Below are 21,964 nucleotides of genomic sequence, written 5' to 3'. Positions count from 1 at the left end.
CCATTCGATTTTTGATACGTGGCTGCAGATCAGCGCAGCGGCCAGGTCCTGACGCTGATCGTCATCGGTTAAGCCGAATTTTCAGGAGTTTTGTACATGACCACTTTGTTGCTTTACAAAGAAATCAAGGCGCTGAACCGCGACGAACACAAGTCGCTGAAACTCGCCGGACTCAACAACAGCGAATTCGCCGCCGCCACCCACCTGGTGCCGCTGGCCGGCCTGGAGTTCTTCCAGGCCTCGCGCCACTACCCGATCGTCTTCATCGGTGAAGGCGAAGCCGCCATGCCGATCGCCCTGCTGGGCCTGAAAGAGGGCGACAACGGCTACGTCGGCGCCGATCATCAGTGGGCCGAGAACACCTACATTCCGGCCTTCGTGCGTCGCTACCCGTTCGTCCTGGCGCAAGACGGCGCCGAGAATTTCACCGTCTGCTTCGACTCCGCCTACCCGGGCTGGAACGAAGAAGAGGGCCGTGAGCTGTTCACCGAAGAAGGCCAGAACAGCGAATTCCTCGAAGAGATGATTCAGTTCCTGCAGAACTTCACCGCCGAAATGGAGCGCACCCGCCGCTTCGTCGCCAAGCTCAACGAACTGGAACTGCTGGCCCCGCGCAGCCTGAAACTGAGCCACACCAGCGGCGAATCCTTCGTGCTGAGCGACTTCCTCGCCGTCGACGAAGAGAAGTTCCTGGCCCTGGCCGACGAGCACGTGCTGGACCTGCACCGCTCCGGCTTCCTCGGCTGGATCTACGCCCACCTGACCTCCCTGGGTAATGCCAACCAACTGTTCGTGCACTACCTGGCCAAAAAGGCCGGCGAAGAGACCAAGCATTGATCGGTGCTTGAGCCATAAAAAAACCGGGCCATAAGCCCGGTTTTTTTATCGGTGAAGATCAAGCGCATCGCGGCTGAAGCCGCTCCTACAAGGGATTGCACATCTCCTGTGGGAGGGGCTTTAGCCGCGATGCTTTTGCATCTGAAAGCATCAGTCCAGAAGGACGATGCTGGTGCCCGTCATCTCGGCAGGCTTGGGCAACCCCATCAACGCCAGCATGGTCGGCGCGACGTCGGCGAGGACGCCGCCGTCGCGGATCTTCAGGGCGCGTTTGCCGACGTAGATGAACGGTACCGGCTCGCAGGTATGCGCGGTGTGCGCCTGGCCGGTGCTTTCGTCTTGCATTTGCTCGACGTTGCCGTGGTCGGCGGTGATCAGCGCTTCGCCGCCGACCTTGTCCAGCGCAGCGACGATGCGGCCGACGCATTCGTCCAGGCATTCAACCGCCTTCACGGCCGCCGAGAACACGCCGGTGTGGCCGACCATGTCGCCGTTGGCGTAGTTGACCACGATCACGTCGTAGCGCTGCTGCTCGATGGCTTCAACGATGCGGTCGGTGACGATCGGTGCGTTCATTTCCGGCTGCAGGTCGTAGGTGGCGACTTTCGGCGAAGGGATCAGGATGCGTTCTTCGCCTTCGAACGGGTCTTCCCGACCGCCGGAGAAGAAGAAGGTGACGTGGGCGTATTTCTCGGTTTCGGCAATGCGCAGTTGGGTCTTGCCGTTTTTCGCCAGGTATTCGCCGAGCACGTTGTCCAGGCTGCTGGCGGCAAAGGCGATGGGCGCTTTGATGCTGGCGGCGTACTGGGTGAGCATCACAAACCCGGCCAGTTGCGGCGCGCGCGGGCGGGCGAAGTCGGCGAAGTCGGGTTCGACGAAGGCGCGGGTCAGCTCCCGGGCACGGTCGGCGCGGAAGTTCATGAAGATCACGGCATCGCCGTCTTCGACCTTGGCGGGGGCACCAATACGGGTGGCTTTGACGAATTCGTCGCTCTCGCCGCGGGCGTAGGCGGCTTCGAGAGCGGCCTGGGCGGTATCGGCGGTGAATTCGGCGCTGCTGTCGACGATCAGGTTGTAGGCCTGCTCGACGCGGTCCCAGCGGTTGTCGCGGTCCATGGCGAAGTAGCGGCCAATGATGGTCGCCGTGCGGCCTTTGCCGAGTTTGGCGAAGGTGTCGTCCAGCAGTTGCAAGGATGGCTGGGCGCTTTTCGGCGGGGTGTCGCGGCCGTCGAGGAAGGCGTGCAGGTAGATGTTTTCGGCGCCGCGCTGGGCAGCCAGTTCGGCCATGGCCACCAGGTGGTCCTGGTGGCTGTGTACGCCGCCGTCGGAGAGCAGGCCGAGGATGTGCACGGCTTTGCCGGCGCTGACCGCTTTGTCGACAGCGGTCACGATGGCCGGATTGCTGAAGAACTCGCCGTCGCGAATTGCTTTGGTCACCCGGGTGAAGTCCTGATACACCACGCGGCCGGCGCCGAGGTTCATGTGGCCGACTTCCGAGTTGCCCATCTGGCCGTCCGGCAGGCCGACGTCCATGCCGCTGCCGGAAATCAGGCCGTTGGGCTGAGTGGCTCGCAGGTGGTCGTAGACGGGGGTGTTGGCGGCATAGATGGCATTGGATTCGGGGCTGTCACTGTGACCGAAGCCATCGAGGATGATTAGCACCAGTGGTTTGGGCGTGGCAGTCATTATCCGGCTCGCTTTTGGAGGAAATATTTTTGGGTTAACTGGCTCGAAAACGTAGCGAGCGAAGGTCAGGCAAGGCAAAAACGGGGGACGAAGCGGAGTTGACTGTAGTCAATGAGCATTCGTTCACCGTTTTTAACGCAGCATGGCCGAGCGCAGTAGTTTTCGTGCCAGTTGGAACGGTGCGGCATTTTAAAGCGAAGTTAGGGCTGCGTCACCGCTGGACGGGGTTTGGCCGCCCTTGGGGGCTGTGTATACTGGCCGACATTTTGTCGTTCTGGAACTTATTGATGCTCGCTCACCTGATTGAATTTGCTACTAACCACTATGTGCTCAGCGGTATTTTCGCAGTGCTGCTGGCAGCGCTGATCTTCACCGAGCTGAGCAAAGGCGGCGCCAGCATCAGCACCCGCGAGCTGGTCGCACTGGTTAACCGCGACGAGGGCATTGTTCTCGACGTACGCAACAACAAAGACTTTGCCACCGGCCGCATTGTCGGTGCGCTGAATATTCCCTACGACAAAGTCGCCGGTCGGGTTGCCGAACTGGAAAAACATAAAAGCAAAACCATCATCGTGGTCGACGCCCTGGGCCAACAGGCTGGCGCCGTCGCCCGTGACCTGAAAAAACTCGGTTTCAACGCGGCCAAGCTCTCGGGTGGCATGTCCACCTGGCGCAGTGAAAGCCTGCCAGTGGTGAAGTGATATGCCTGCCGTTGTCGTCTATTCCAGCGATTGGTGCCCGTACTGCATCCGCGCCAAACAGCTGCTCACCCAAAAAGGTGTAGCGTTCGAGGAAATCCGCGTCGACGGCAAGCCCGATGTGCGCGCCGAAATGACTCGCAAAGCCCGCGCCACCTCGGTGCCGCAAATCTGGATCGGCACCACCCACGTGGGTGGCTGCGATGACCTTTATGCCCTGGAACGCGCCGGCAAGTTGGACGCGTTGCTCAAGGGCTGATTTTTACTCCTTTAAACGATAAGAAGGTTTTTGCTAATGACTGACCAAGTGACCACTGAAGGCGCTGCTCAAGGCGCTGAAAACCCACAATTCTCCCTGCAACGCATCTACGTGCGCGACCTGTCGTTCGAAGCACCGAAAAGCCCGGAAATCTTCCGTCAGGAGTGGGCGCCAAGCGTTGCCATGGACCTCAATACCCGTCAGAAAGCGCTGGAAGGCGATTTCCACGAAGTGGTTCTGACCCTGTCGGTTACCGTTAAAACCGGCGAAGAAACCGCTTTCATCGCTGAAGTGCAGCAAGCCGGTATCTTCCTGATCAAAGGCCTGGACGCCGCGTCCATGAGCCACACCCTCGGTGCGTTCTGCCCGAACATCCTGTTCCCGTACGCCCGCGAAACCCTGGACAGCCTGGTAGTCCGTGGCTCGTTCCCGGCACTGATGCTGGCTCCGGTGAACTTCGATGCCCTGTACGCCCAGGAACTGGCGCGTATTCAGGCTGAAGGCGCGGGCGCTGCTCAGCACTAAGCTTCGCTGCAATAAAAAAGGCGCCCCGCGGGGCGCCTTTTTTTGTGGCCGTTATTCAGATCAAGAGCATCGCGGCTGAAGCCGCTGCTACAGGAAAAGGTGACCGTAGGAGCGGCTTTAGCCGCGATGCTGTTTGGATTTACTCGTCGCCAGCGGCGAAGTCGTAATCCATCGACTGACTTGGACCCTGCAGGTAGTAACCCTGGATGTAATTCACCCCGGCTTGCCACAAGGTGGCCAGCACGCTGGCGCTCTCCACGAACGGCACGATGGTCAGCTTGGCTTGCGCATGCAGGCTGCTGAGTAGGGTTTTCAGCGCTTCCTGGGCGTCGGCGGTGCTGAGGTCCTGGGAGAACGAACCGTCCACTTTGACGAAGTCGACACTCAGGTGCTTGAGCGTGTTGAACGGGTTCAGCGAGCAGCCAAACTGGCTCAGGGCGACCTTGCAGTGCAGCTCCGCCAAACCCTGGGTCAAGGCTTTCGCCTGTTTCAGGTAGGTGGTGGCATCCGGCTCGCTGAGCTGGAAGGCCAGGGCATCCGAGGGCAAACGCGCGGCTTTGAGGGCCACGCTCAGCCATGGCAACAGGGTCTGGTCCTGCACGCTGGCGTTCGACAGGTGCACGAACAGGCAGGTGTTGTGGCCCTTGGCACGGTGGTCGGCGAGCAGCTTGATCGAGTTGAGGATCACCCACCGGTCGATCTTCTCGGCCATGCCGGCATCGCGGGCGGCTTCGAGGAATTCGCCGGGAGGCACTTCGACGCCTTGCGGGTTGAGCAGGCGCAGCAGCACTTCGTAGTGCTCGCTGCTATCGCCCCGCAGGCTGATGATCGGTTGGAACAGCAGACGGAAACTGTTGTTTTCCAGGGCCTGCTGAACCATGGCGATGATGCTACCGCGGTTGGCGGCGGCGGCCAGTTCCTGCGCCGGGTTGTACAGCTTGAGCGCATTGCCATCGCCAAGTTCGTCGGCGCAGCGGTGCGCGCGGTCGACCACTTCCTGGGCGTTGGGGGTTTTTTCGTTGAGGCCGGCAACACCAATCGACAGGCTGGTCTGCACGGTGCGGCCGCTGACGTCGAACATATGCCCTTCGACCTTTTTCAGCAGCGCGGCCAGCTCGGGTTGCGCCTGTTCCGGGGGCTTGCCCGGTTGCAGCACGGCGAACACGTCGTCACCAAAGCGGGCCAATTGCGCGTCATCACTGAAGTGCTGGCGCAACAGGTTGGCGAGATCGGTGAGCAGCAGGTCGATGCCCGCCAGGCCGGTTTCGGCCAGCAGGTTGCTGTAGCGGTCGACGCGGATATAGCTCAGGGTCGCCGGCGTGCCGGCATTCACCGCGCGTTCGGCGGCAGCATCCATCAGCTCGAGGAAGTGGCTGCGGTTGAACAGGCCGGTGACCAGGTCCTGGCTGCTGATTTCCCGCAGCTTTTCTTCCAGTTCGGCGTTGCCGCTTTCGGCGCGGATCACCACCTGGATGCAGGGTTCGCTGTCGTAGGTGGCGGGCGAGAAGCTCATCCGGGCCGGGAAGGTCTGGCCGTTGGCCTTGATCCCGCTGCAGGTCAGTTCGGCACTGCCCTCGGCGCTCTGGTAGTTCTTCAGGAAGTCTTTGAAGTTGGCGTGGTCGCAGCTGGCGATCAGGTCGATCATCGGCATGCCTTCGAGCTCGTCGCCGTCTTCGTAATCGAACAGCTTCAGGTAAGCGCGGTTGGCATAGATGTGCATGCCGTCGTGCACGTAGGTGATGGCGTCCACCGAGCTGTCGAGCAGCAACTGGCAACGCTTCTCCGCTTCGCGCAGGGCGATTTCGGCCACACGCCGGCCGCGACGCTCTTCAAGGTTGGCCAGTTCACGATTAGCCACCAGGATCAGGCGCTCATCCTCGCCTTGCGGCAGGGCGTCTTGCGCGCCGAGGGCGAGGGCTTCGGTGATGGCGTCGGGGTCGTTGTCGGCGGTCAGCTGAATCAGCGGAATGTCTTTGGCCTGGCGGCGAATCGCATTGATCGCTTCGCTGGGGTCGAGGTTTTCACTGCTCGGCGCGGCAATCAGCAGGTCCCAGCTTTGCTGGAGGGCGGTGGCCAGGTCGTCGCTGGACGTCAGCCGGTGCACGCGGGTGGCGCGACCAGCATTGCGGAACAGGCTGACGAGACGCTCGGCCTCGTTCTGCGAGTCCTCGAGAATCAGCAGCCGGATGGTTTTTTTCTCAATGGCCATGGCGTGTGCTTAGACTGCGCCGAGCGGGCGCGAAAAGGCGACAAAAGGGGGTGTGCGGGGCAACTTACAGTGACTTCCAAAGTGAGTCAAAGTCTTCCTCGCCGCTTGCGCTCTGGTTCTTCTGTGGTGTGACCGGTTTCCCTTGTTCAGGGGGTGTCTGCTCTACCGCGCGGTACTCGAACTGGTTGAAGCTGCCGGTGCTGGTTTGCTTGCGGCTGAGCACGGCACGACGTTCTTCGCCGTTCAGGTTGATCTGCACTTTATTGCCTTCCTGGAACGGCAGGCGGGCGGTGATCAAGGTGGCCGGGCGCGAAATCGCGCTGATTTCTGGCAGCAGCAGGGCACGCAGGTACTGGCTGTTCTGGTCGGCCTTGCGTAGCAATTGCAGGCCACATGGCTGCGCATGCGGGGCGATCAGTTCGATACCCATCTGTGTGCCGCCACCACGAACCTGGCGAATCCAGCGCACCAGGGCGACGCTCCAGCTTTGTTCGGGCGAATCCTGTACGCCGAGCAATTCACCGGCTTGCAGTTGGGTTGGCACTTCTTTCGGCCAGCTCAGGCAATAACCGCCAGGGCTGTGGTTGACGATGGCCAGCTCGAACGTCGGGTAGCTGTTTTCGCCGGTGCCGGTAGCGGCCGCATCGGCTTCATTGGCCGGGCGCTGGTACTGGATTTCTTCGTGGGGCAGCGCCGCGTTCCAGTCCATGGTGACGTTGGCCTGGGCGTCGAAGGCGTTACGCCAGACATCCTTGGCGTCAGCATTGAACGCCTTGAAACTGGCGGTCTGGCGCTCTTCCGGGCGCTTGAGCACTTCGTTGAACGGCTTGCCGCCGGCCAGGAAGAAGTGCAGGGCGCTCATGCCCAGGCACAGGGTCAGGCTGCCCTGACCGGCATTGCGTTGGAAGGTGCGTTCGGCGATGTCGCCCCAGGCTGAGCTCAGGTGCTGCAGCAGGTCGATGCTCATGCCTTCGGGAATCAGCAGGCGCGATTCGCCGCGTTGCTCCGGCGTGAGCATCAAGTGTTCCTTGATCGCGTCCACCAGCGGCTGCGGGTCGATGCCCAGCAGGTTGTGCAACTCGTTGTCCTGGTACAGCGACTTGTAGCGTGGTGGGCCATCGACCTGAGACGGAATGGCGAACAGGCTGCCGGGTTCATCTGCCGCTTGCAGGTGCACCAGGCTGCTCCACGAACCGAGCACTTCGGAGAGCCGCGCAATGCCGCTCTGGCGCATCTGGTTGGTGCGCGCGCAGCCGAGCAGCAAGGCGATCAGGTAGGTCTGCTCAACGCTCAGGCCTTTGGTGTGCAGGGCCAGGTCGTCGCGTACGACAACGGTTTGCAGGGCACTGTTCTGGGCGATCTGGTAGAGCTTGTGCAGTTCCAGCCACAGGCCTTCGGGCACCGGGCAGTACAACTGGCTGGCGCGAATCAGCGGGCCGCACAGGCAGTGGGCTGCACGTTGAATGGCGATGGTCAGCAGTTGCAGCTGGTTGCGCTCGCGGCTGGTGCGTGACGCTTCCTGGGAAACGATCAGTTTGTAACCAGCGGCCAGGTGGTTTTCCAGGGCCTGGCAAAGGTTGGCCACTTTACGCGGGCGCTCATCCAGAACGATGGCCTGGTTGAGGAAGTGACGTTCCAGGTGTTTGCAGACGAAATACACTTCGGCGCGCAGCAGCTCGAGCAGCTGCAGGCGGTTTTCTGCGGGGGTGATCAGTTGGTTGAGCTCAACCAGGCATTGGTACAGCTGACGGGCCGTTTCGCCCAGATTGGCTTTCGGCAGGCCGGCGATCCAACGTTTCAGGTCGCGAGGGCTGGAGTCACAGAACGATAGCTTCTGCTGGTTTGGCGTGGGTACACGTAGCAGCAGGTGGGGATTCTGTTTATCCATGTAACTCGTAATCCATCTGGCTGGACACTCCTGCGCACGGGGGCGTGGCGAGTCGATCTGAATGTCTGGTTTTTCGAACTCTAGCAGCATCTTGCCACACCCGCAGCCAATCGAGGGTATGGCTAAGATGGCATTTTGCCTTTGTCGGCAGAGGTTTCTTCTGCTTGAGACCCCGGCGCCGACTTAGACGTTCAACAGCCGCGCAAATCAGCCGCTGTCGATGCGCCGCCAATGGCGGCGATCAGCGTGCGTCAGCCAGGCGTTCGCCCATGCGCGTGGCGCTGCCGGCGACCATGTGCTCAGCCCACTTCACCTGGTTCGGGCCAAACAGCACGATGGCGGTGGAGCCGAGTTTGAAGCGACCCAGCTCGGCGCCCTTGGCCAGCTCAATCGGCCCGCGTGCAGCGGCGTCGTAGCGGGTGGTTTTCAGCAGGCGTGCTGGCGGGGCGACCTGCCCGGCCCATACGGTTTCGATGGCAGCGACAATCATCGCGCCCACCAACACCACAGCCATCGGCCCGCGCTCGGTGTCAAACAGGCACACCAGGCGCTCGTTGCGGGCGAACAGCTCCGGTACGTTTTCGGCGGTGGTCTGGTTGACCGAGAACAGCCGGCCCGGCACGTACACCATTTCTTTCAGGGTGCCAGCCAGCGGCATGTGCACGCGGTGGTAGTCCTTGGGTGACAGATAGATTGTGGCGAACTCACCACCCATGAACGGCGCGGCGCGTTCGCTATCACCGCCGAGCAGTTCCACGGCGCTGAAGCTGTGACCCTTGGCCTGGAACAGGCGGCCATGTTCGATGGCGCCCAGTTGGCTGACTGCACCGTCGGCCGGGCAGAGTACTGCGCCAGGGGTTTCATCCAGCGGCCGCGCGCCATCCTTGAGGGCGCGGGTGAAGAAGGCGTTGAAGTTTTCGTAGGCGGTCGGGTCTTCGACCTGCGCTTCGCTCATGTCCACTTGGTACTGTTTGACGAACCAGTTGATCAGCGGATTTTTCAGCCAGGTCGCACGGCATTCAGCGATACAGCCAATCAGGCGCGACAGCAGGTGGTGGGGCAACAGGTACTGGCTGAGGATAAACAGACGGTCTTTCATGGGTGTCCTTGCATGGTGAATAAGTGGCCGGAAGTACGCGGGAGGTTCAGACCTCGATCGGCGTGTCCGGCAGGTTGCCCCACTCGCCCCAGGAGCCGGCATACGCCTTGACCCGTGGATAGCCCAGCGCCTTGGCCACCAGGTAGGTGAAGCCGGAGCGGTGATGGGTCTGGCAGTGGGTGATGATTTCTTTGTCTTTGCTGATGCCCAGTTCTTCGAGAATCGCCGGCATATCCTGGCGAATGCGCAGAGCACGGGTTTTGTCCATGCCGGCGGTCCATTCGAAATTCACCGCGCCAGGGATGTGGCCGCCACGGGCGGCGACGACTTTCTCGCCGCTGTATTCGAGTGGGCCGCGGGCGTCCCAGATCGCCAGGTCGCTGCTGCCCAGACGGCTTTGCAGGTATTCGCGGGTGGCGGTAGGGGCATCGTCAATGTGCAGGGCAACAGGTGCCTGGCTGCTGGCGGCCGGCACCTCGCTGCTGAGTTCGCGGTGCTCGGCTTGCCAGGCCAGCAGGCCACCGTCGAGGTAGTGGTACTGGCTGTGGCCGATCACATCCAGCAGCCAGATAAAACGGCCGGCCCAGCCGCCACCTTCATCGTCGTACACCACGTACACCGCATCGGGGTTGTGCCCCAGTTCGGCGAACAGTGCCTGCAGATTTTCAGCGCTCGGCAGCAAGCCGGGCGCTGGCGGCTGACCCAGTTGGGTGCGTTTGGGATCGACGAAGCGGGCGCCGGCAATATGGCCTTCGGCGTAGCGGGCTGCGCTGGTGAGATCGACCAGGATCAGCTCCGGCGCGTTCAGACGCGCAGCCAGTTCGGCGGGTTCGATGACCAGGGGCAAACCAGAGAAGGCGGACATGCTTGGCCTCCGAGCCAAATGATAAGGGGGCAAATTGTAGCGGAAAGGTTAGCGCCCGCGTTTGGCAAAGCTGGCCAAAGCGCGTTCGATGCATTGCGATATTTTGCCGAACGCCTGTACGCAAGGGTCGCTGAGCGGCGTGCCCTGCTGGTCGACCACCAGCAGCATCACCACCTTGCCGTTGTTGGCCAGCGAGCGGATCAGCATATGTTCACCGGGGAACAGGGCTTTCAGGGTGCCGGGCATGAGCGCGGAAAACTGCGCGATGTTTTCCGGGCTCAAGCGCAACTGCCCCGGCTGGGCCAGCAGGCGCTTGAGCACCTGGCTGTTGGCCGGGTCGAGGGTCAGCGCCTGGGCTTCTTTGGGCAGCCCGACGGTTTGCTGGGTCACCAGGCGGCTGTGCGTCTTGTCGGCCAGCAACACCAGCGCACGGCTCATGCCGCAGGCATCCAGGGCATCGCGGATGCAGGTGGTCAGTTGCAGCAGGTTGGCGAAGGCGCTCGGTTCGCGCAGCAGCTCGCGGCAGTGCTGCTGCCAGGCGGGCGAGGTGTCTTTGGCCACGGGTGGTGGCGGGGCCGCTTGCAGGCGACGGACATCCCAAGGCCAGAGCAAGGCCTGGGCCGGGTGCCATAGATCGCTGGCCGAGTATTGTCGCGCACTGTTTACCGCTTGCTGGTGAGTCAACTGCTGCAGCTCGGCCAGTGACACCTGCAGATACAGCGCGGTAATACGTTGCCAGCGCAGGCTGTGCGCGCTTTGCCAGCCGGCGTGGGAGCTCAGGGCCAGGGCATTGGCGAACACAATGGTGTTGCCAGGCTGGGTCAGCCAGCGCGACAGCGCCGGGTCGGCATCCAATAGCTGTTGCTGATGCAGCGGCTCTTCATTATTACGGGCAATGTGCAGCGCCTTGGCCAGCAGGCGGCGCTCGGTGGCCAACAGGCGGTAGGCCTGGATGATCCATGCCGGCAGGCGCCAGTGTTCAGCCAGGGCCAGGCATAGGGTGGGCAGTGACACCCCGAACAGCTCGCGCTCGACTTTTTGCGTAGGTTCGCCGAGGGCCAGCACGCGGTGTTCCCATTCTTCGATCAGCTCGGGGTGGGCTGCGGCCAATGGCCACAGCGGCGCCAGAAATAGAAGGCTGCTCCAGTGGATCTCCTGCCACAGCCGCGCCAGGCGATTGGCAAACAGGCCGCTGGCCTGTTGTGAGGCGTGCAGACTGATTAGCTGGATTTGCCGCAGCGGCTTGGGAATTTTGTCCTCGGCCAGCACCGGTAACATATTGAGAAGATCTTCTGTGCGCGCCAGGCCCAGGCGGCTGATGGCGATTTCCAGGCTTTCCGCAGGCTCGCTGAGGCTGTTGTTGCTGCGGTTGGCTTCACGCAACACCAGCAGGGCCAGCGAGGGGCTGGCCTCGATACGCTCGGCCACTTCGCGCAATGAGGTGCTGCTGCTGACCAGGGATCGCCGCACCCGCTCGTGGGTGGTTGCCAGGATTGGCAGGCGCACACTATCGAGATGCTTGAGCCAGGTTTTCAGGCTGGAGGGTAGCGGTGGCAAGGTCGGCATGTGTTTTTAGCCCATTGGCTTTTAACCTTAACTGGCTATAGTCTGGCGTATAAGTTCCGATAATTAGAAGGGCTGATTTTTATAACCCTTCCCTTGGCTGTGTCTTCTTGGCTTTTAAGTAACCTTCTATGGCAAAAATCATTGGCATCATTGTTGTGTTCGCTTCGGTTCTGGGCGGATACATTTTGTCCCACGGCAAGATCGCCGCGTTGATCCAACCCTTCGAGGTGATGATCATCGGTGGCGCTGCACTGGGCGCATTCCTTCAGGCCAACCCCGGCAGCACCTTCATGTCGGTGTTCAAGAAAGCCCTGAAGATGTTCGGTAACCGCTTTACCCACACCTTCTACCTTGAAGTGTTGAGCATGCTCTACGAGATCCTCAACAAGAGCCGTCGCGAAGGCATGATGGCCATCGAGGCCGATGTCGAAGACCCCGCCGCCAGTGCCATTTTCAGTAAGTACCCAGGCCTGCTCAAAGATGCCGGCATGACCGCGTTCGTCTGCGACTACCTGCGCATCATGTCCTCCGGCAACATGGCGCCGCATGAGCTGGAAGGCCTGTTCGACATGGAATTGGGCAGCCTCAAAGAAGAACTCGAACACAACTCCCACGCGGTCACCCGTATCGCCGACGGCTTGCCAGGCTTCGGTATCGTCGCCGCGGTACTGGGTATCGTGGTGACCATGGCCCTGCTCGGTCAGGTAGAGCAGTCGGCTCTCGGCCAGCACGTAGGTGCGGCGCTGGTGGGGACCTTCCTTGGGATTCTCGCCGCCTATGGTTTCTTCGGACCGCTGGCGACCTGCCTCGAACACGATGCCAAGGAAGAGTTGAACGTGTACGAAGCGATCAAGGCCACCTTGGTGGCGTCGGCCTCCGGTATGCCGCCGTCGCTGGCCGTGGAATTTGGCCGCAAGGTGTTGTTCCCCGCGCACAGGCCGAGTTTCAGCGAGCTGGAACAAGCGATTCGCGGTCGCTGATAGATGGATAACAACCAACCCATCATCGTTAAGCGCGTTAAAAAATACGCCGCAGGCCACCACGGTGGCGCCTGGAAAATCGCCTTCGCCGACTTCGCCGTCGCGATGATGGCGTTCTTCCTGGTGCTGTGGCTGATGTCCTCGGCTACTCCTGAGCAGAAGAAAGCCATCTCCGGTTATTTCCAGGACCCGGTCGGTTTCAGCGAAAGCGCCAGCCCCTACGTGATCGACCTTGGCGGTACGCCGACGCCGGCGCCGGACAAAACCCTGAACCCGGAAGTGAAAGACGCCAAGGCCGCCACCGATACCACCTCGGACACCGATAGCGATATCGCCCCGAGTGAAACCCAGGCCGAGAACATCGCCGAGAAACTCGAGAAAGAGCGCCTCGAACTGTTGCTGCAAGAGTTGCAGAACAAGGTCAACGAGAACCCCGAGCTGCAGCGCTTCAAGGACCAGATCCTGTTCGAGATCACCCAGGACGGCCTGCGCATCCAGATCATGGACGCCGCCAACCGGCCGATGTTCGACAGTGGCAGCGCGCGTTTGCAGCCGTACTTCGAAGACATCCTGCTGGCCATGTCCGACACCATCAAGGCGGTGCCGAACAAGATCAGCATCAGCGGCCATACCGATGCCAAGCCCTTTGTCGGGCGCGGCGACTATGGCAACTGGGAGCTCTCCGCCGAGCGCGCCAACGCCGCCCGCCGCACCCTGGTGGCCGGCAGTTACCCGGATGAACAGATTGCCCGCGTGGTGGGCTATGCCTCTTCGGCGCTGTTCGACCGCGACGACCCGATGAACCCGGTGAACCGTCGTATCGACATCATCGTGCTGACCAAAAAGGCTCAGCGTGCGATCGAGGGTGGGCAGGGTGCGGGTGAGGGTGGAGCAGATGCCCCGGCCGGCGAAGGCGCTCCAACTGCGCCAGGTACACCGGCTTCAGGCTCGCCTGTGCCAGCACCAGCTGGGGCGCAGACCACCCCTGAGCAACTCAAAGAAAAGCTCAACGTGTTTGACAACGGCGCGTTGAAGCTGGATCAGGCGCGGGAAAACTGAAGCCTGCTGTGAATGAAAAAGGCCGCGTCTCGACGCGGCCTTTTCGTTTCAGTAATCCTGCTCGGGCAGGGTCGAGATGATGTGCCGGTAGCTGGCCATCCGTTGCGGCTGCACGCGGCCTTCCTCGAGCGCCTTGAGCAAGGCGCAGCCGGGCTCGCGGTCGTGTTTGCAGTCGCGGAAGCGGCACTGGCCGATCAGGTCGTGGAATTCGATGAAGCCCGCCTCCACGTCATCGCGGCTGACGTGCACCAGGCCGAATTCGCGAATGCCCGGGGAGTCGATCAGTTCGCCGCCATTGGGAAAGTGGAACAGCCGCGCCGTGGTGGTGGTGTGGGTGCCCTTGCCGGTCAGCTCAGACAGCGGCCCGACACGGGTGTCGACTTCCGGCAGCAGGCTATTCACCAGGGATGACTTGCCCACCCCCGACTGGCCGACGAACACGCTGACATGCCCATCCAGCTCCGCCTGCAACAGCTGCATGCCGTTGCCATGGTGGGCGGACACTTCCAACAGTGGGTAACCCAGCTGGCGGTACACGCCGAGCAGTGCATTCAGCGCCACGGCGTTCTTGTCATCGATCAGGTCGGCCTTGTTCAGCAGCAGCAAGGGGCGGATGCCGGCGTGTTCGGCGGCAACCAGGTAGCGGTCGATGAGGTTGGCGTGGGGTTCGGGCAGCGGGGCGAAGACGATCACGATCAGGTCGACGTTGGCCGCCACCGGCTTCAGCACGCCACGGGTGTCGGGGCGGCAGAGTTCGGTATGGCGCGGCAGTTGCGCGACGATTACACCGATACCCTGGTTGCCGGCGCGCCACACCACCTGGTCGCCGGTCACCAGCGTCGGCAGGTTGGCACGTAGGTGGCAACGGAATACTTGGCCGGCCAATTCGCCGTCACGGGCTTCTACTTCCACTTGCACGCCGAAGTGGGCAATCACCAGGCCGACCTGTTCGGGGCCCAGGTCGCCGCCTTCCAGTGCGTCCAGCGATTGCGACTCGCGCTTGGCGGCGCGGGCAGCGCGCTCGCCTTGGATCTTCTCGATGCGCCAGTTCTGGCGACGGTTGAGCTGGCGTTTGGCCATGGGGCTTCCGGTGTGAGGGGGCAACAAATGCAGGACCTGCGACTGCGCAGGTGGGCGGCGAGTTTAGCACGCTGCTCAAGTTCGCCGCCGGGCGCTGTGGCTGAGCTAAACTGCGCAGCTACGTACGAGGAGCAGCCCCATCATGCAAAATCCGCAGAATCTGATCTGGATCGATCTGGAAATGACTGGCCTGGAGCCGGACACCGACGTGATCATCGAAATGGCCACCATTGTCACCGACAGCAACCTCAACGTGCTGGCCGAGGGCCCGGTGATTGCGGTGCACCAGAGTGATGAGGTGCTGGCTGCCATGGACGAATGGTGCACCCGTACCCACGGCGAGAGTGGCCTGACCCAGCGCGTACGCGACAGCAAGATCAGCGCCCAGGAAGCCGAAGCACAGACCATCGCCTTCCTCGAGCAATGGGTGCCCAAAGGCAAATCGCCGATCTGCGGCAACAGCATCGGCCAGGACCGTCGCTTCCTGTACCGCTACATGCCGAACCTGGAAGCCTACTTCCACTACCGCTACCTGGACGTTTCCACCCTCAAGGAACTGGTGGTGCGCTGGGCGCCGCAGATTCGTGACGGTTTCAGCAAGAAAGGCAGCCATCTGGCGCTGGACGACATCTACGACTCGATCGCCGAGCTGAAGTACTACCGCGAGCACTTCATCAAGAAGTTCTAAGCGCTCGAAGGCTCTTCGTAGGATCGGCTTTAGCCGCGATGCTTTTCACGTTAAAGAGCATCGCGGCTGAAGCCGCTCCTACGAAAGATGTATGACCTAACGCCCGTGCTGCGCCAACGCCCATTGCACATGCTCGCGGACCATCTCCGAGGCGTCCTCGCGTCGCGTTTCCAGGGCTTCCAGCACCGGAATGCTGGAAGGCGCATTGCCCAGGCCCACAGCCAGGTTACGCAGCCAGCGCTCATAGCCCGCGCGGCGTAGCGGCGAACCTTCGGTGCGGCTGAGAAACTCTTCTTCGCTCCAGCGAAACAGCTCCGCCAGTTGCGCGTTGTCCAGGCTATGCCGGGGGGCGAAGTCGCTTTGTTCGGTTGGCCGGGCAAAGCGGTTCCACGGGCAGACGATCTGGCAGTCATCACAACCAAACACCCGGTTGCCGATCAGCGGCCGCAGCTCAGTGGGGATCGGCCCTTTCAGCTCGATGGTCAGGTAGGAAATGCAGCGTCGCGCGTCCAGCACATAGGGTCCGACAAAGGCGTTGGTCGGGCAGATATCCAGGCAGGCGGTGCAGCGGCCACAGTGGTCAGCGGTGGTTGGTTCATCGACCGGCAGCGGCAGATCGACGAACAGCTCGCCAAGAAAGAAGTAGCTGCCGGCCTTGCGGTTGAGCACCAGGGTGTTTTTGCCGATCCAGCCCAGCCCGGCCTGCTCCGCGATAGCCTTTTCCAGCACCGGCGCGCTGTCGACAAAGGCGCGGTAGCCGAACGGGCCGATGGCTTGCTGAATGCGCTCGGCCAATTGTTGCAGGCGTTTACGGATCAGCTTGTGGTAGTCGCGGCCCAGGGCATAGCGCGACACATAGGCGGTTTCCTTTTCGCCAAGGCGCTGCGCCATCAGGGTGTCGCCGGGCAGGTAGTCCATGCGCAGCGACACCACACGCAAGGTGCCAGGCACCAGTTCATCCGGGTGCGAGCGTTTGCTGCCGTGGGCGCCCATGTAATCCATTTCGCCGTGATAGCCGGCCGTCAGCCAGCGCTCCAGGTGCGCTTCGTGTTCGCCCAGCTCCAGGCCGGCGATGCCGACTTGCTGAAAGCCAAGCTCACGGCCCCAGTCTTTGATCGACTGGGAAAGTGCGGCGAGATCGAGGGAGGGGGAGGACATGGCAACAGGCAACCGGGGCGGACGTGCGTATAATTCTGCCAGACATCCGAGCTGACTGACGCATGCCGCATTCCAACGCCCCCCTGCCCACCGCTTTACACAGTGCCGCCCAGGTACGTGATCTCGACGCCCGCCTGATTGCCGCGGGCACTCCCGGCTTTGAGCTGATGCAGCGCGCTGCCCATGCGGCCTGGCGTGCATTGCGTCAGCGTTGGCCGCAGGAGCAGGTGGTCACGGTGTTGGCCGGGCATGGCAACAATGCCGGTGACGCCTATTTGTTGGCCGCGCTGGCCCAGCGCGCCGGCTGGCAGGTGCAGGTGTATGCGGTGGGCGATCCGGCCCGCCTTTCGGGAGATGCGGCCAGTGCATATGCCGAAGCCAAGACTGCCGGTGTGAACGCCGAGCTTTGGCAGGACGGTGCCGCACTTCGTGGTGTGCTGGTCGACGGCCTGCTCGGCACTGGCCTTACCGGCGAGGTGCGCGCGCCTTACGCCCAGGTGATCGCAGGCATCAATGCGAGCGGCCTGCCCGTGCTGGCGCTGGACCTGCCGTCCGGCTTGTGCGCCGATACCGGCGTCGCCTTGGGCGCGGCGGTGAAGGCTGATCTGACCGTGACCTTTATAGGTCTGAAGATCGGCCTGTTCACCGGTGAAGCGCCGGCGCTGGTGGGCCATCTGCTGTTCGACGACCTGCAGGCGGATTCGCGCCTGGTGACGCAAACCGAGGCCGTGGCGCAGCGTCTGGCGGTCGCCACCCTGCCGCAACTGCCGCCGCGTTCGCCAACCGCACATAAGGGCCAGTTCGGCCAGGTGCTGGTGGTCGGCGGAGATCGAGGTTTCGGCGGTGCCGCGCTGCTAAGCGCCGAAAGCGCCTTGCGCAGTGGCGCTGGCATGGTGTCGCTGGCGACTCGCCCGGAGCATGTGCCGGCGGCACTGGTACGACGCCCGGAAATAATGACGGCCGGGGTCAGCTCGGCCAACCAACTGCTAGCCCTGACCAACCGCGCCACAGTGCTGGTGGTGGGCCCTGGCCTTGGTCAGGAGGCCTGGGGCCGCAGCCTGTTTTCAGTCGCACGCAGCGCCGAATTGCCGCAGGTCTGGGACGCCGATGCGCTGAACCTGTTGGCAGCAGCGCCGTGCGCCTTGCCAGCGGGCAGCGTTATTACTCCCCATCCCGGCGAGGCGGCGCGTTTGCTGGGCATTTCCACCGCCCAGGTGCAGGCCGACCGCCCGGCCGCCGCCCAGGCGCTGGCGCAGAAGTACGCGGTGGTGACGGTGCTCAAAGGGGCCGGCAGCCTGGTTGCTGCGCCGGATGGTCAACTCAATCTGTGCGACCACGGCCATCCGGCCATGGCCGGTGCCGGTTTGGGTGATGTGCTGGCTGGCGTCATTGGCGCATTGCTGGCCCAGGGTATGCCGGCCTTCGCAGCAGCCAGCCTGGGTGTCTGGCTGCATGCGCGGGCCGGGGAACAATTGGGCGCGCAGGGCCGCGGCCTGGCCGCCAGTGATCTGATTACCGTTATTCGTCAGCTTTTGCAGGAACAGTCGCCATGTCTGAACTGAGTGTGGATATCTATAAAGCCGACGAAGCGTCGATGCTGGAGTTGGGCGCGCGGATCGCCGAGTTGACCGGCGGGCGCGGCATCATCTACCTGCATGGCGACCTGGGGGCGGGCAAAACCACCCTGTCGCGCGGCATCATTCGTGGCCTTGGCCACACGGGCGCGGTGAAGAGCCCGACCTTCACCTTGGTCGAACCCTATGAGCTGGGCGCGGTGCGCGCTTACCACTTTGACCTGTACCGCCTGGCCGATCCGGAAGAGCTTGAGTTTCTGGGTATTCGCGATTATTTCGAGGGCGATGCGCTCTGCCTGATCGAATGGCCGCAGCGCGGAGCAGGCGTTTTGCCAAAGGCGGACCTGACCATTACCATTAGCCCCCATAAGAGCGGGCGCCTGCTGCGTTTTACGTCGCACAACGGATTGGGCGAGGCCTGGTGTGCCGCCTTAACCAAATACGAAAAGCATCAATAAGAGAGTGGGGTTGGGTATGCGCATGCGCGCGCTGGTTACCGGGGTTGCTGTGCTGCTTGCTGTATTGGCTGCCGACATTGTGGCTGCGGCCGATATCAAGAGCGTACGGCTGTGGCGCGCTCCGGATAACACCCGCCTGGTGTTCGACCTCTCCGGTCCGGTGACCCACAGCGTATTCACCCTGACCTCGCCCAACCGCATCGTCATCGACGTCAATGGCGCCACCCTGGCGACCAAGCTTGAGCAGCTGTCGATAGCCAATACGCCGATCACCAGCGTGCGCTCGGCGCAGCGCTCGCCGACCGACTTGCGCATCGTCATCGACCTGTCCTCTCCCGTGACGCCGAAAAGCTTCACCCTGGCGCCCAACCAGCAGTACGGCGACCGTCTGGTGGTCGATCTGTTCGACCAGGGTGCCGACAGCTCGCCGAGCCTGCCTTCGACCACCACCGCCGCCGCGCCAGAAGCGCCGGTGTCGCCGACCCAGCCGCCACCCAAACTGACTCCGCCCGACCCGAGCGGCAAGCGCGACATCGTGGTCGCCATCGACGCCGGCCACGGCGGCGAAGACCCTGGTGCGCTAGGCCCGCGCGGCGCCCGCGAGAAAGACGTGGTGCTCGGTATCGCCAAGGAGCTGCAGCGCCAGGTCAACGCCACCAAGGGCTACCGTGCCGAGTTGGTGCGTACCGGTGACTACTTCATTCCGCTGCGTAAACGCACCGAAATCGCCCGCAAGAAGGGCGCGGACCTGTTCGTTTCCATTCATGCTGATGCCGCGCCCAGCTCATCGGCGTTCGGTGCCTCGGTGTTCGCCTTGTCGGATCGCGGCGCTACCTCGGAAACGGCGCGCTGGTTGGCCGACAGTGAAAACCGCTCCGACTTGATCGGCGGTGCCGGCAACGTCAGCCTCGACGACAAGGACCCGATGCTCGCCGGGGTACTGCTCGACCTGTCGATGACGGCTTCGTTGTCTTCCAGCCTCAACGTCGGCCAGAAGGTGCTGAGCAATCTGGGCAGCGTGACCTCATTGCACAAACGTCGGGTAGAGCAGGCTGGGTTTATGGTGCTGAAGTCGCCGGACATCCCGTCGATCCTGGTGGAAACCGGGTTTATCTCCAACCCCAACGAATCGGCGAAGCTGGCCTCCGGCAGCCACCAGCAGTCGCTGGCGCGTTCGATTTCCAGCGGTATCCGCCAGTTCTTCCAGCAGAACCCGCCGCCAGGCACTTACATTGCCTTCCTGCGTGACTCCGGCAAGATCGCCCCTGGCCCGCGTGACCACATGGTGGCTCCCGGTGAAAGCCTGGCGTTGATTGCCCAACGGTATCAAGTAACCCAAGCGGCCATCCGCTCGGCCAACAACCTCAAAAGCGATTCCCTCAAGGCCGGCCAGCACCTGCAGATTCCGCCCACCGCGCTGGTGGCACAGCCATGAGCAACCTCTATTCGCCGCAAGCGCGGATTGAGTTGTTAAGCCCGCGCCTGGCCAACCAGATTGCTGCGGGGGAGGTGGTTGAGCGGCCGTCTTCGGTGATCAAGGAGCTGCTGGAAAACAGCCTCGACTCCGGCGCCACCCGCATCGATATCGACGCCGAACTCGGTGGCACCAAGTTGTTGCGCGTGCGCGATGACGGCAGCGGTATCGCCGCCGAAGACCTGCCGCTGGCATTGGCGCGGCACGCGACGAGCAAGATCCGCGAACTGGAAGACCTCGAAGCCGTGATGAGCATGGGTTTTCGCGGTGAGGCGCTGGCGTCGATCAGTTCCGTCGCGCGCCTGACCCTGACTTCGCGTACCGCCGACGCCGAGCAGGCCTGGCAGGTGGAAACCGAAGGTCGCGACATGGCGCCTCGGGTGCAACCCGCCGCCCACCCTGTGGGTACTTCGGTGGAAGTGCGCGACCTGTTTTTCAACACCCCGGCGCGGCGCAAGTTCCTGCGCTCGGAAAAGACCGAATTCGACAACGTCCAGGACGCGGTCAAACGTCAGGCCCTGGCGCGCTTTGATGTGGCCTTCCACCTGCGCCATAACGGCAAGACAGTGCTGGCGCTGCATGAGGCGCCGGATGAAGCCGGTCGTGCCCGGCGCGTGGCGGCGGTTTGCGGTTCGGCTTTCCTCGAGCAGGCAATGCCGATCGAGATCGAGCGCAACGGTCTGCGCCTGTGGGGCTGGGTGGGCTTGCCAACCTTTTCGCGCAGCAACACCGACCTGCAGTATTTCTTCGTCAATGGCCGCGCGGTGCGCGACAAACTGGTGGCTCACGCGATTCGCCAGGCCTACCGCGACGTGCTGTTCAATGGCCGGCATCCGACCTTTGTGCTGTTTCTGGAAATCGACCCGACTGTGGTCGACGTCAATGTGCACCCGACCAAGCATGAAGTGCGCTTTCGCGATAACCGCATGGTTCACGATTTCCTCTATGGCACTTTGCACCGCGCCCTGGGCGAGGTGCGCCCGGAAGACCAACTGGCCGCGCCGGCTGCCGTGGCCGGTATGTTGCGGCCCACTGGGCAGGCCGCGGGCGAGTTCGGCCCGCAAAATGAGATGAGCCTGTCGGCAAATGTGCTCGAGCGCCCGCTAAGTGAAAACACCTGGCGTGCGCCGGGTAGTGGGTACCAAGGGGGATATTCCGCGCCGCAGCCAACCTCTGGCCTGCCGATGGCCGAGAGCCAGGGCGTGTACCGCGAGTACTTTACGCCCCTGGCCAACGGCCCGACGCCAGCGGCCTTGCCGGACAACCAGGGTGACATCCCGCCGCTGGGCTACGCCCTGGCGCAGCTCAAGGGCGTGTACATCCTGGCTGAGAATGCTGTCGGCATGGTGCTGGTGGACATGCACGCCGCCCACGAGCGCATCACCTATGAGCGCCTGAAAATCGCCATGGCCAGCGAAGGCCTGAGCGGCCAACCGCTGCTGGTGCCGGAGTCGATTGCCGTAAGCCAGCGTGAAGCCGATTGCGCTGAAGAACATGCCGCCTGGTTCCAGCGCCTGGGGTTTGAGCTGCAGCGCCTGGGCCCGGAAACCCTCGCTATTCGCCAGATCCCGGCCTTGCTCAAACAGGCTGAGGCCAATCGCCTGGTGCATGATGTGGTCGCCGACCTGATGGAATACGGCACCAGTGACCGCATTCAGGCTCACCTAAACGAGTTACTTGGCACCATGGCCTGCCACGGCGCCGTGCGTGCCAACCGCCGTCTGACCATCCCGGAAATGAACGGCCTGTTGCGCGATATGGAAAGCACCGAGCGCAGCGGCCAATGCAACCACGGTCGGCCGACCTGGACGCAGCTGGGCATGGATGATCTCGACAAACTCTTTATGCGCGGCCGCTAAGG

At 62.6% G+C, this 21,964-nt stretch carries 19 protein-coding genes; 11 read left to right on the top strand and 8 right to left on the bottom strand.

Annotation, left to right across the window (positions count from 1 at the left end; translation table 11 throughout):
• Nucleotides 1-96: 96 nt before the first annotated feature.
• Entirely contained in the window at nucleotides 97-837 is a 741-nt protein-coding gene (locus tag C8K61_RS19315) for a SapC family protein (protein ID WP_108097915.1), read from the top strand.
• A 150-nt stretch (nucleotides 838-987) separates the two neighbouring features.
• On the opposite strand, the gene gpmI is transcribed toward C8K61_RS19315, so the two are convergent.
• A complete protein-coding gene (gene gpmI / locus C8K61_RS19310) occupies nucleotides 988-2,523 on the bottom strand; it encodes a 2,3-bisphosphoglycerate-independent phosphoglycerate mutase (RefSeq protein WP_108097914.1) in 1,536 nt (511 codons plus the stop codon).
• A 287-nt stretch (nucleotides 2,524-2,810) separates the two neighbouring features.
• Between gpmI and C8K61_RS19305 the strand changes: the two genes are divergently transcribed.
• Genes C8K61_RS19305 through secB form a run of 3 tightly spaced genes read left to right on the top strand, consistent with a single transcriptional unit; the run spans nucleotide 2,811 to nucleotide 4,005 of the window.
• Nucleotides 2,811-3,224, top strand: coding sequence for a rhodanese-like domain-containing protein (locus C8K61_RS19305; RefSeq protein WP_108097913.1), 414 nt, complete (start codon nucleotides 2,811-2,813; stop codon nucleotides 3,222-3,224).
• A gap of 1 nt (nucleotide 3,225) precedes the next feature.
• Nucleotides 3,226-3,480: a glutaredoxin 3 gene (gene grxC / locus C8K61_RS19300; RefSeq protein WP_108097912.1), complete on the top strand. Its 255-nt coding sequence runs from the start codon at nucleotides 3,226-3,228 to the stop codon at nucleotides 3,478-3,480.
• Between the two features lie 36 nt (nucleotides 3,481-3,516).
• Nucleotides 3,517-4,005 carry a protein-export chaperone SecB gene (gene secB / locus C8K61_RS19295; RefSeq protein ID WP_108097911.1) on the top strand — a complete coding sequence of 163 codons (489 nt, stop codon included), beginning with the start codon at nucleotides 3,517-3,519 and terminating at the stop codon, nucleotides 4,003-4,005.
• 139 nt (nucleotides 4,006-4,144) lie between these two features.
• Here the strand turns inward: secB and C8K61_RS19290 are convergent, their stop codons facing one another.
• The 5 genes from C8K61_RS19290 to C8K61_RS19270 all read right to left on the bottom strand — a co-directional run bounded on the left by C8K61_RS19290 (nucleotide 4,145) and on the right by C8K61_RS19270 (nucleotide 11,632).
• Nucleotides 4,145-6,214: an EAL domain-containing protein gene (locus C8K61_RS19290; protein WP_108097910.1), complete on the bottom strand. Its 2,070-nt coding sequence runs from the start codon at nucleotides 6,212-6,214 to the stop codon at nucleotides 4,145-4,147.
• Nucleotides 6,215-6,278: 64 nt separating this feature from the next.
• On the bottom strand, nucleotides 6,279-8,102 hold the full coding sequence (locus C8K61_RS19285) for a molecular chaperone (protein ID WP_108097909.1): 1,824 nt from the start codon (nucleotides 8,100-8,102) through the stop codon (nucleotides 6,279-6,281).
• Between the two features lie 241 nt (nucleotides 8,103-8,343).
• Complete coding sequence (asd, locus tag C8K61_RS19280; RefSeq protein ID WP_108097908.1) at nucleotides 8,344-9,201, bottom strand: archaetidylserine decarboxylase; 858 nt, start codon at nucleotides 9,199-9,201, stop codon at nucleotides 8,344-8,346.
• 46 nt (nucleotides 9,202-9,247) lie between these two features.
• Complete coding sequence (locus C8K61_RS19275; RefSeq protein WP_108097907.1) at nucleotides 9,248-10,066, bottom strand: rhodanese-like domain-containing protein; 819 nt, start codon at nucleotides 10,064-10,066, stop codon at nucleotides 9,248-9,250.
• Between the two features lie 48 nt (nucleotides 10,067-10,114).
• Nucleotides 10,115-11,632 (bottom strand): HDOD domain-containing protein, encoded by a 1,518-nt coding sequence (locus C8K61_RS19270; protein ID WP_108097906.1) that lies wholly within the window; start codon nucleotides 11,630-11,632, stop codon nucleotides 10,115-10,117.
• Between the two features lie 128 nt (nucleotides 11,633-11,760).
• On the opposite strand from C8K61_RS19270, the gene motA reads away from it, so the two are divergent.
• Nucleotides 11,761-12,612, top strand: a complete 852-nt coding sequence (gene motA / locus C8K61_RS19265) for a flagellar motor stator protein MotA (protein WP_108097905.1) — start codon at nucleotides 11,761-11,763, stop codon at nucleotides 12,610-12,612.
• Nucleotides 12,613-12,615: 3 nt separating this feature from the next.
• Nucleotides 12,616-13,671: a flagellar motor protein MotB gene (motB, locus tag C8K61_RS19260; protein ID WP_108097904.1), complete on the top strand. Its 1,056-nt coding sequence runs from the start codon at nucleotides 12,616-12,618 to the stop codon at nucleotides 13,669-13,671.
• Nucleotides 13,672-13,719: 48 nt separating this feature from the next.
• Here the strand turns inward: motB and rsgA are convergent, their stop codons facing one another.
• Nucleotides 13,720-14,751 (bottom strand): small ribosomal subunit biogenesis GTPase RsgA, encoded by a 1,032-nt coding sequence (gene rsgA / locus C8K61_RS19255; RefSeq protein WP_108097903.1) that lies wholly within the window; start codon nucleotides 14,749-14,751, stop codon nucleotides 13,720-13,722.
• A 142-nt stretch (nucleotides 14,752-14,893) separates the two neighbouring features.
• On the opposite strand from rsgA, the gene orn reads away from it, so the two are divergent.
• Nucleotides 14,894-15,439, top strand: coding sequence for an oligoribonuclease (gene orn, locus C8K61_RS19250; RefSeq protein WP_108097902.1), 546 nt, complete (start codon nucleotides 14,894-14,896; stop codon nucleotides 15,437-15,439).
• Between the two features lie 96 nt (nucleotides 15,440-15,535).
• On the opposite strand, the gene queG is transcribed toward orn, so the two are convergent.
• Entirely contained in the window at nucleotides 15,536-16,597 is a 1,062-nt protein-coding gene (gene queG, locus C8K61_RS19245; RefSeq protein WP_108097901.1) for a tRNA epoxyqueuosine(34) reductase QueG, read from the bottom strand.
• Nucleotides 16,598-16,659: 62 nt separating this feature from the next.
• Between queG and C8K61_RS19240 the strand changes: the two genes are divergently transcribed.
• From C8K61_RS19240 to mutL, 4 genes are read left to right on the top strand one after another with little or no spacing between them, the layout of a single operon-like run.
• Nucleotides 16,660-18,159 (top strand): NAD(P)H-hydrate dehydratase, encoded by a 1,500-nt coding sequence (locus C8K61_RS19240; protein WP_108097900.1) that lies wholly within the window; start codon nucleotides 16,660-16,662, stop codon nucleotides 18,157-18,159.
• The gene (tsaE, locus tag C8K61_RS19235; protein ID WP_108097899.1) at nucleotides 18,147-18,629 is read left to right on the top strand and encodes a tRNA (adenosine(37)-N6)-threonylcarbamoyltransferase complex ATPase subunit type 1 TsaE; all 483 of its coding nucleotides are present in this window, start codon (nucleotides 18,147-18,149) and stop codon (nucleotides 18,627-18,629) included. The genes C8K61_RS19240 and tsaE overlap by 13 nt, the downstream gene beginning before the upstream one ends.
• Nucleotides 18,630-18,633: 4 nt before the next feature.
• Nucleotides 18,634-20,064, top strand: coding sequence for an N-acetylmuramoyl-L-alanine amidase (locus C8K61_RS19230; RefSeq protein WP_178086477.1), 1,431 nt, complete (start codon nucleotides 18,634-18,636; stop codon nucleotides 20,062-20,064).
• Nucleotides 20,061-21,962, top strand: a complete 1,902-nt coding sequence (gene mutL / locus C8K61_RS19225; protein WP_108097897.1) for a DNA mismatch repair endonuclease MutL — start codon at nucleotides 20,061-20,063, stop codon at nucleotides 21,960-21,962. Before C8K61_RS19230 ends, mutL begins: the two co-directional genes overlap by 4 nt.
• Nucleotides 21,963-21,964: the final 2 nt, after the last annotated feature.

The sequence above is a fragment of the Pseudomonas sp. GV071 genome (assembly GCF_003050835.1).
In the GTDB taxonomy this organism is placed as follows: domain Bacteria; phylum Pseudomonadota; class Gammaproteobacteria; order Pseudomonadales; family Pseudomonadaceae; genus Aquipseudomonas.
This window is presented reverse-complemented; position numbering and strand designations above follow the sequence as displayed.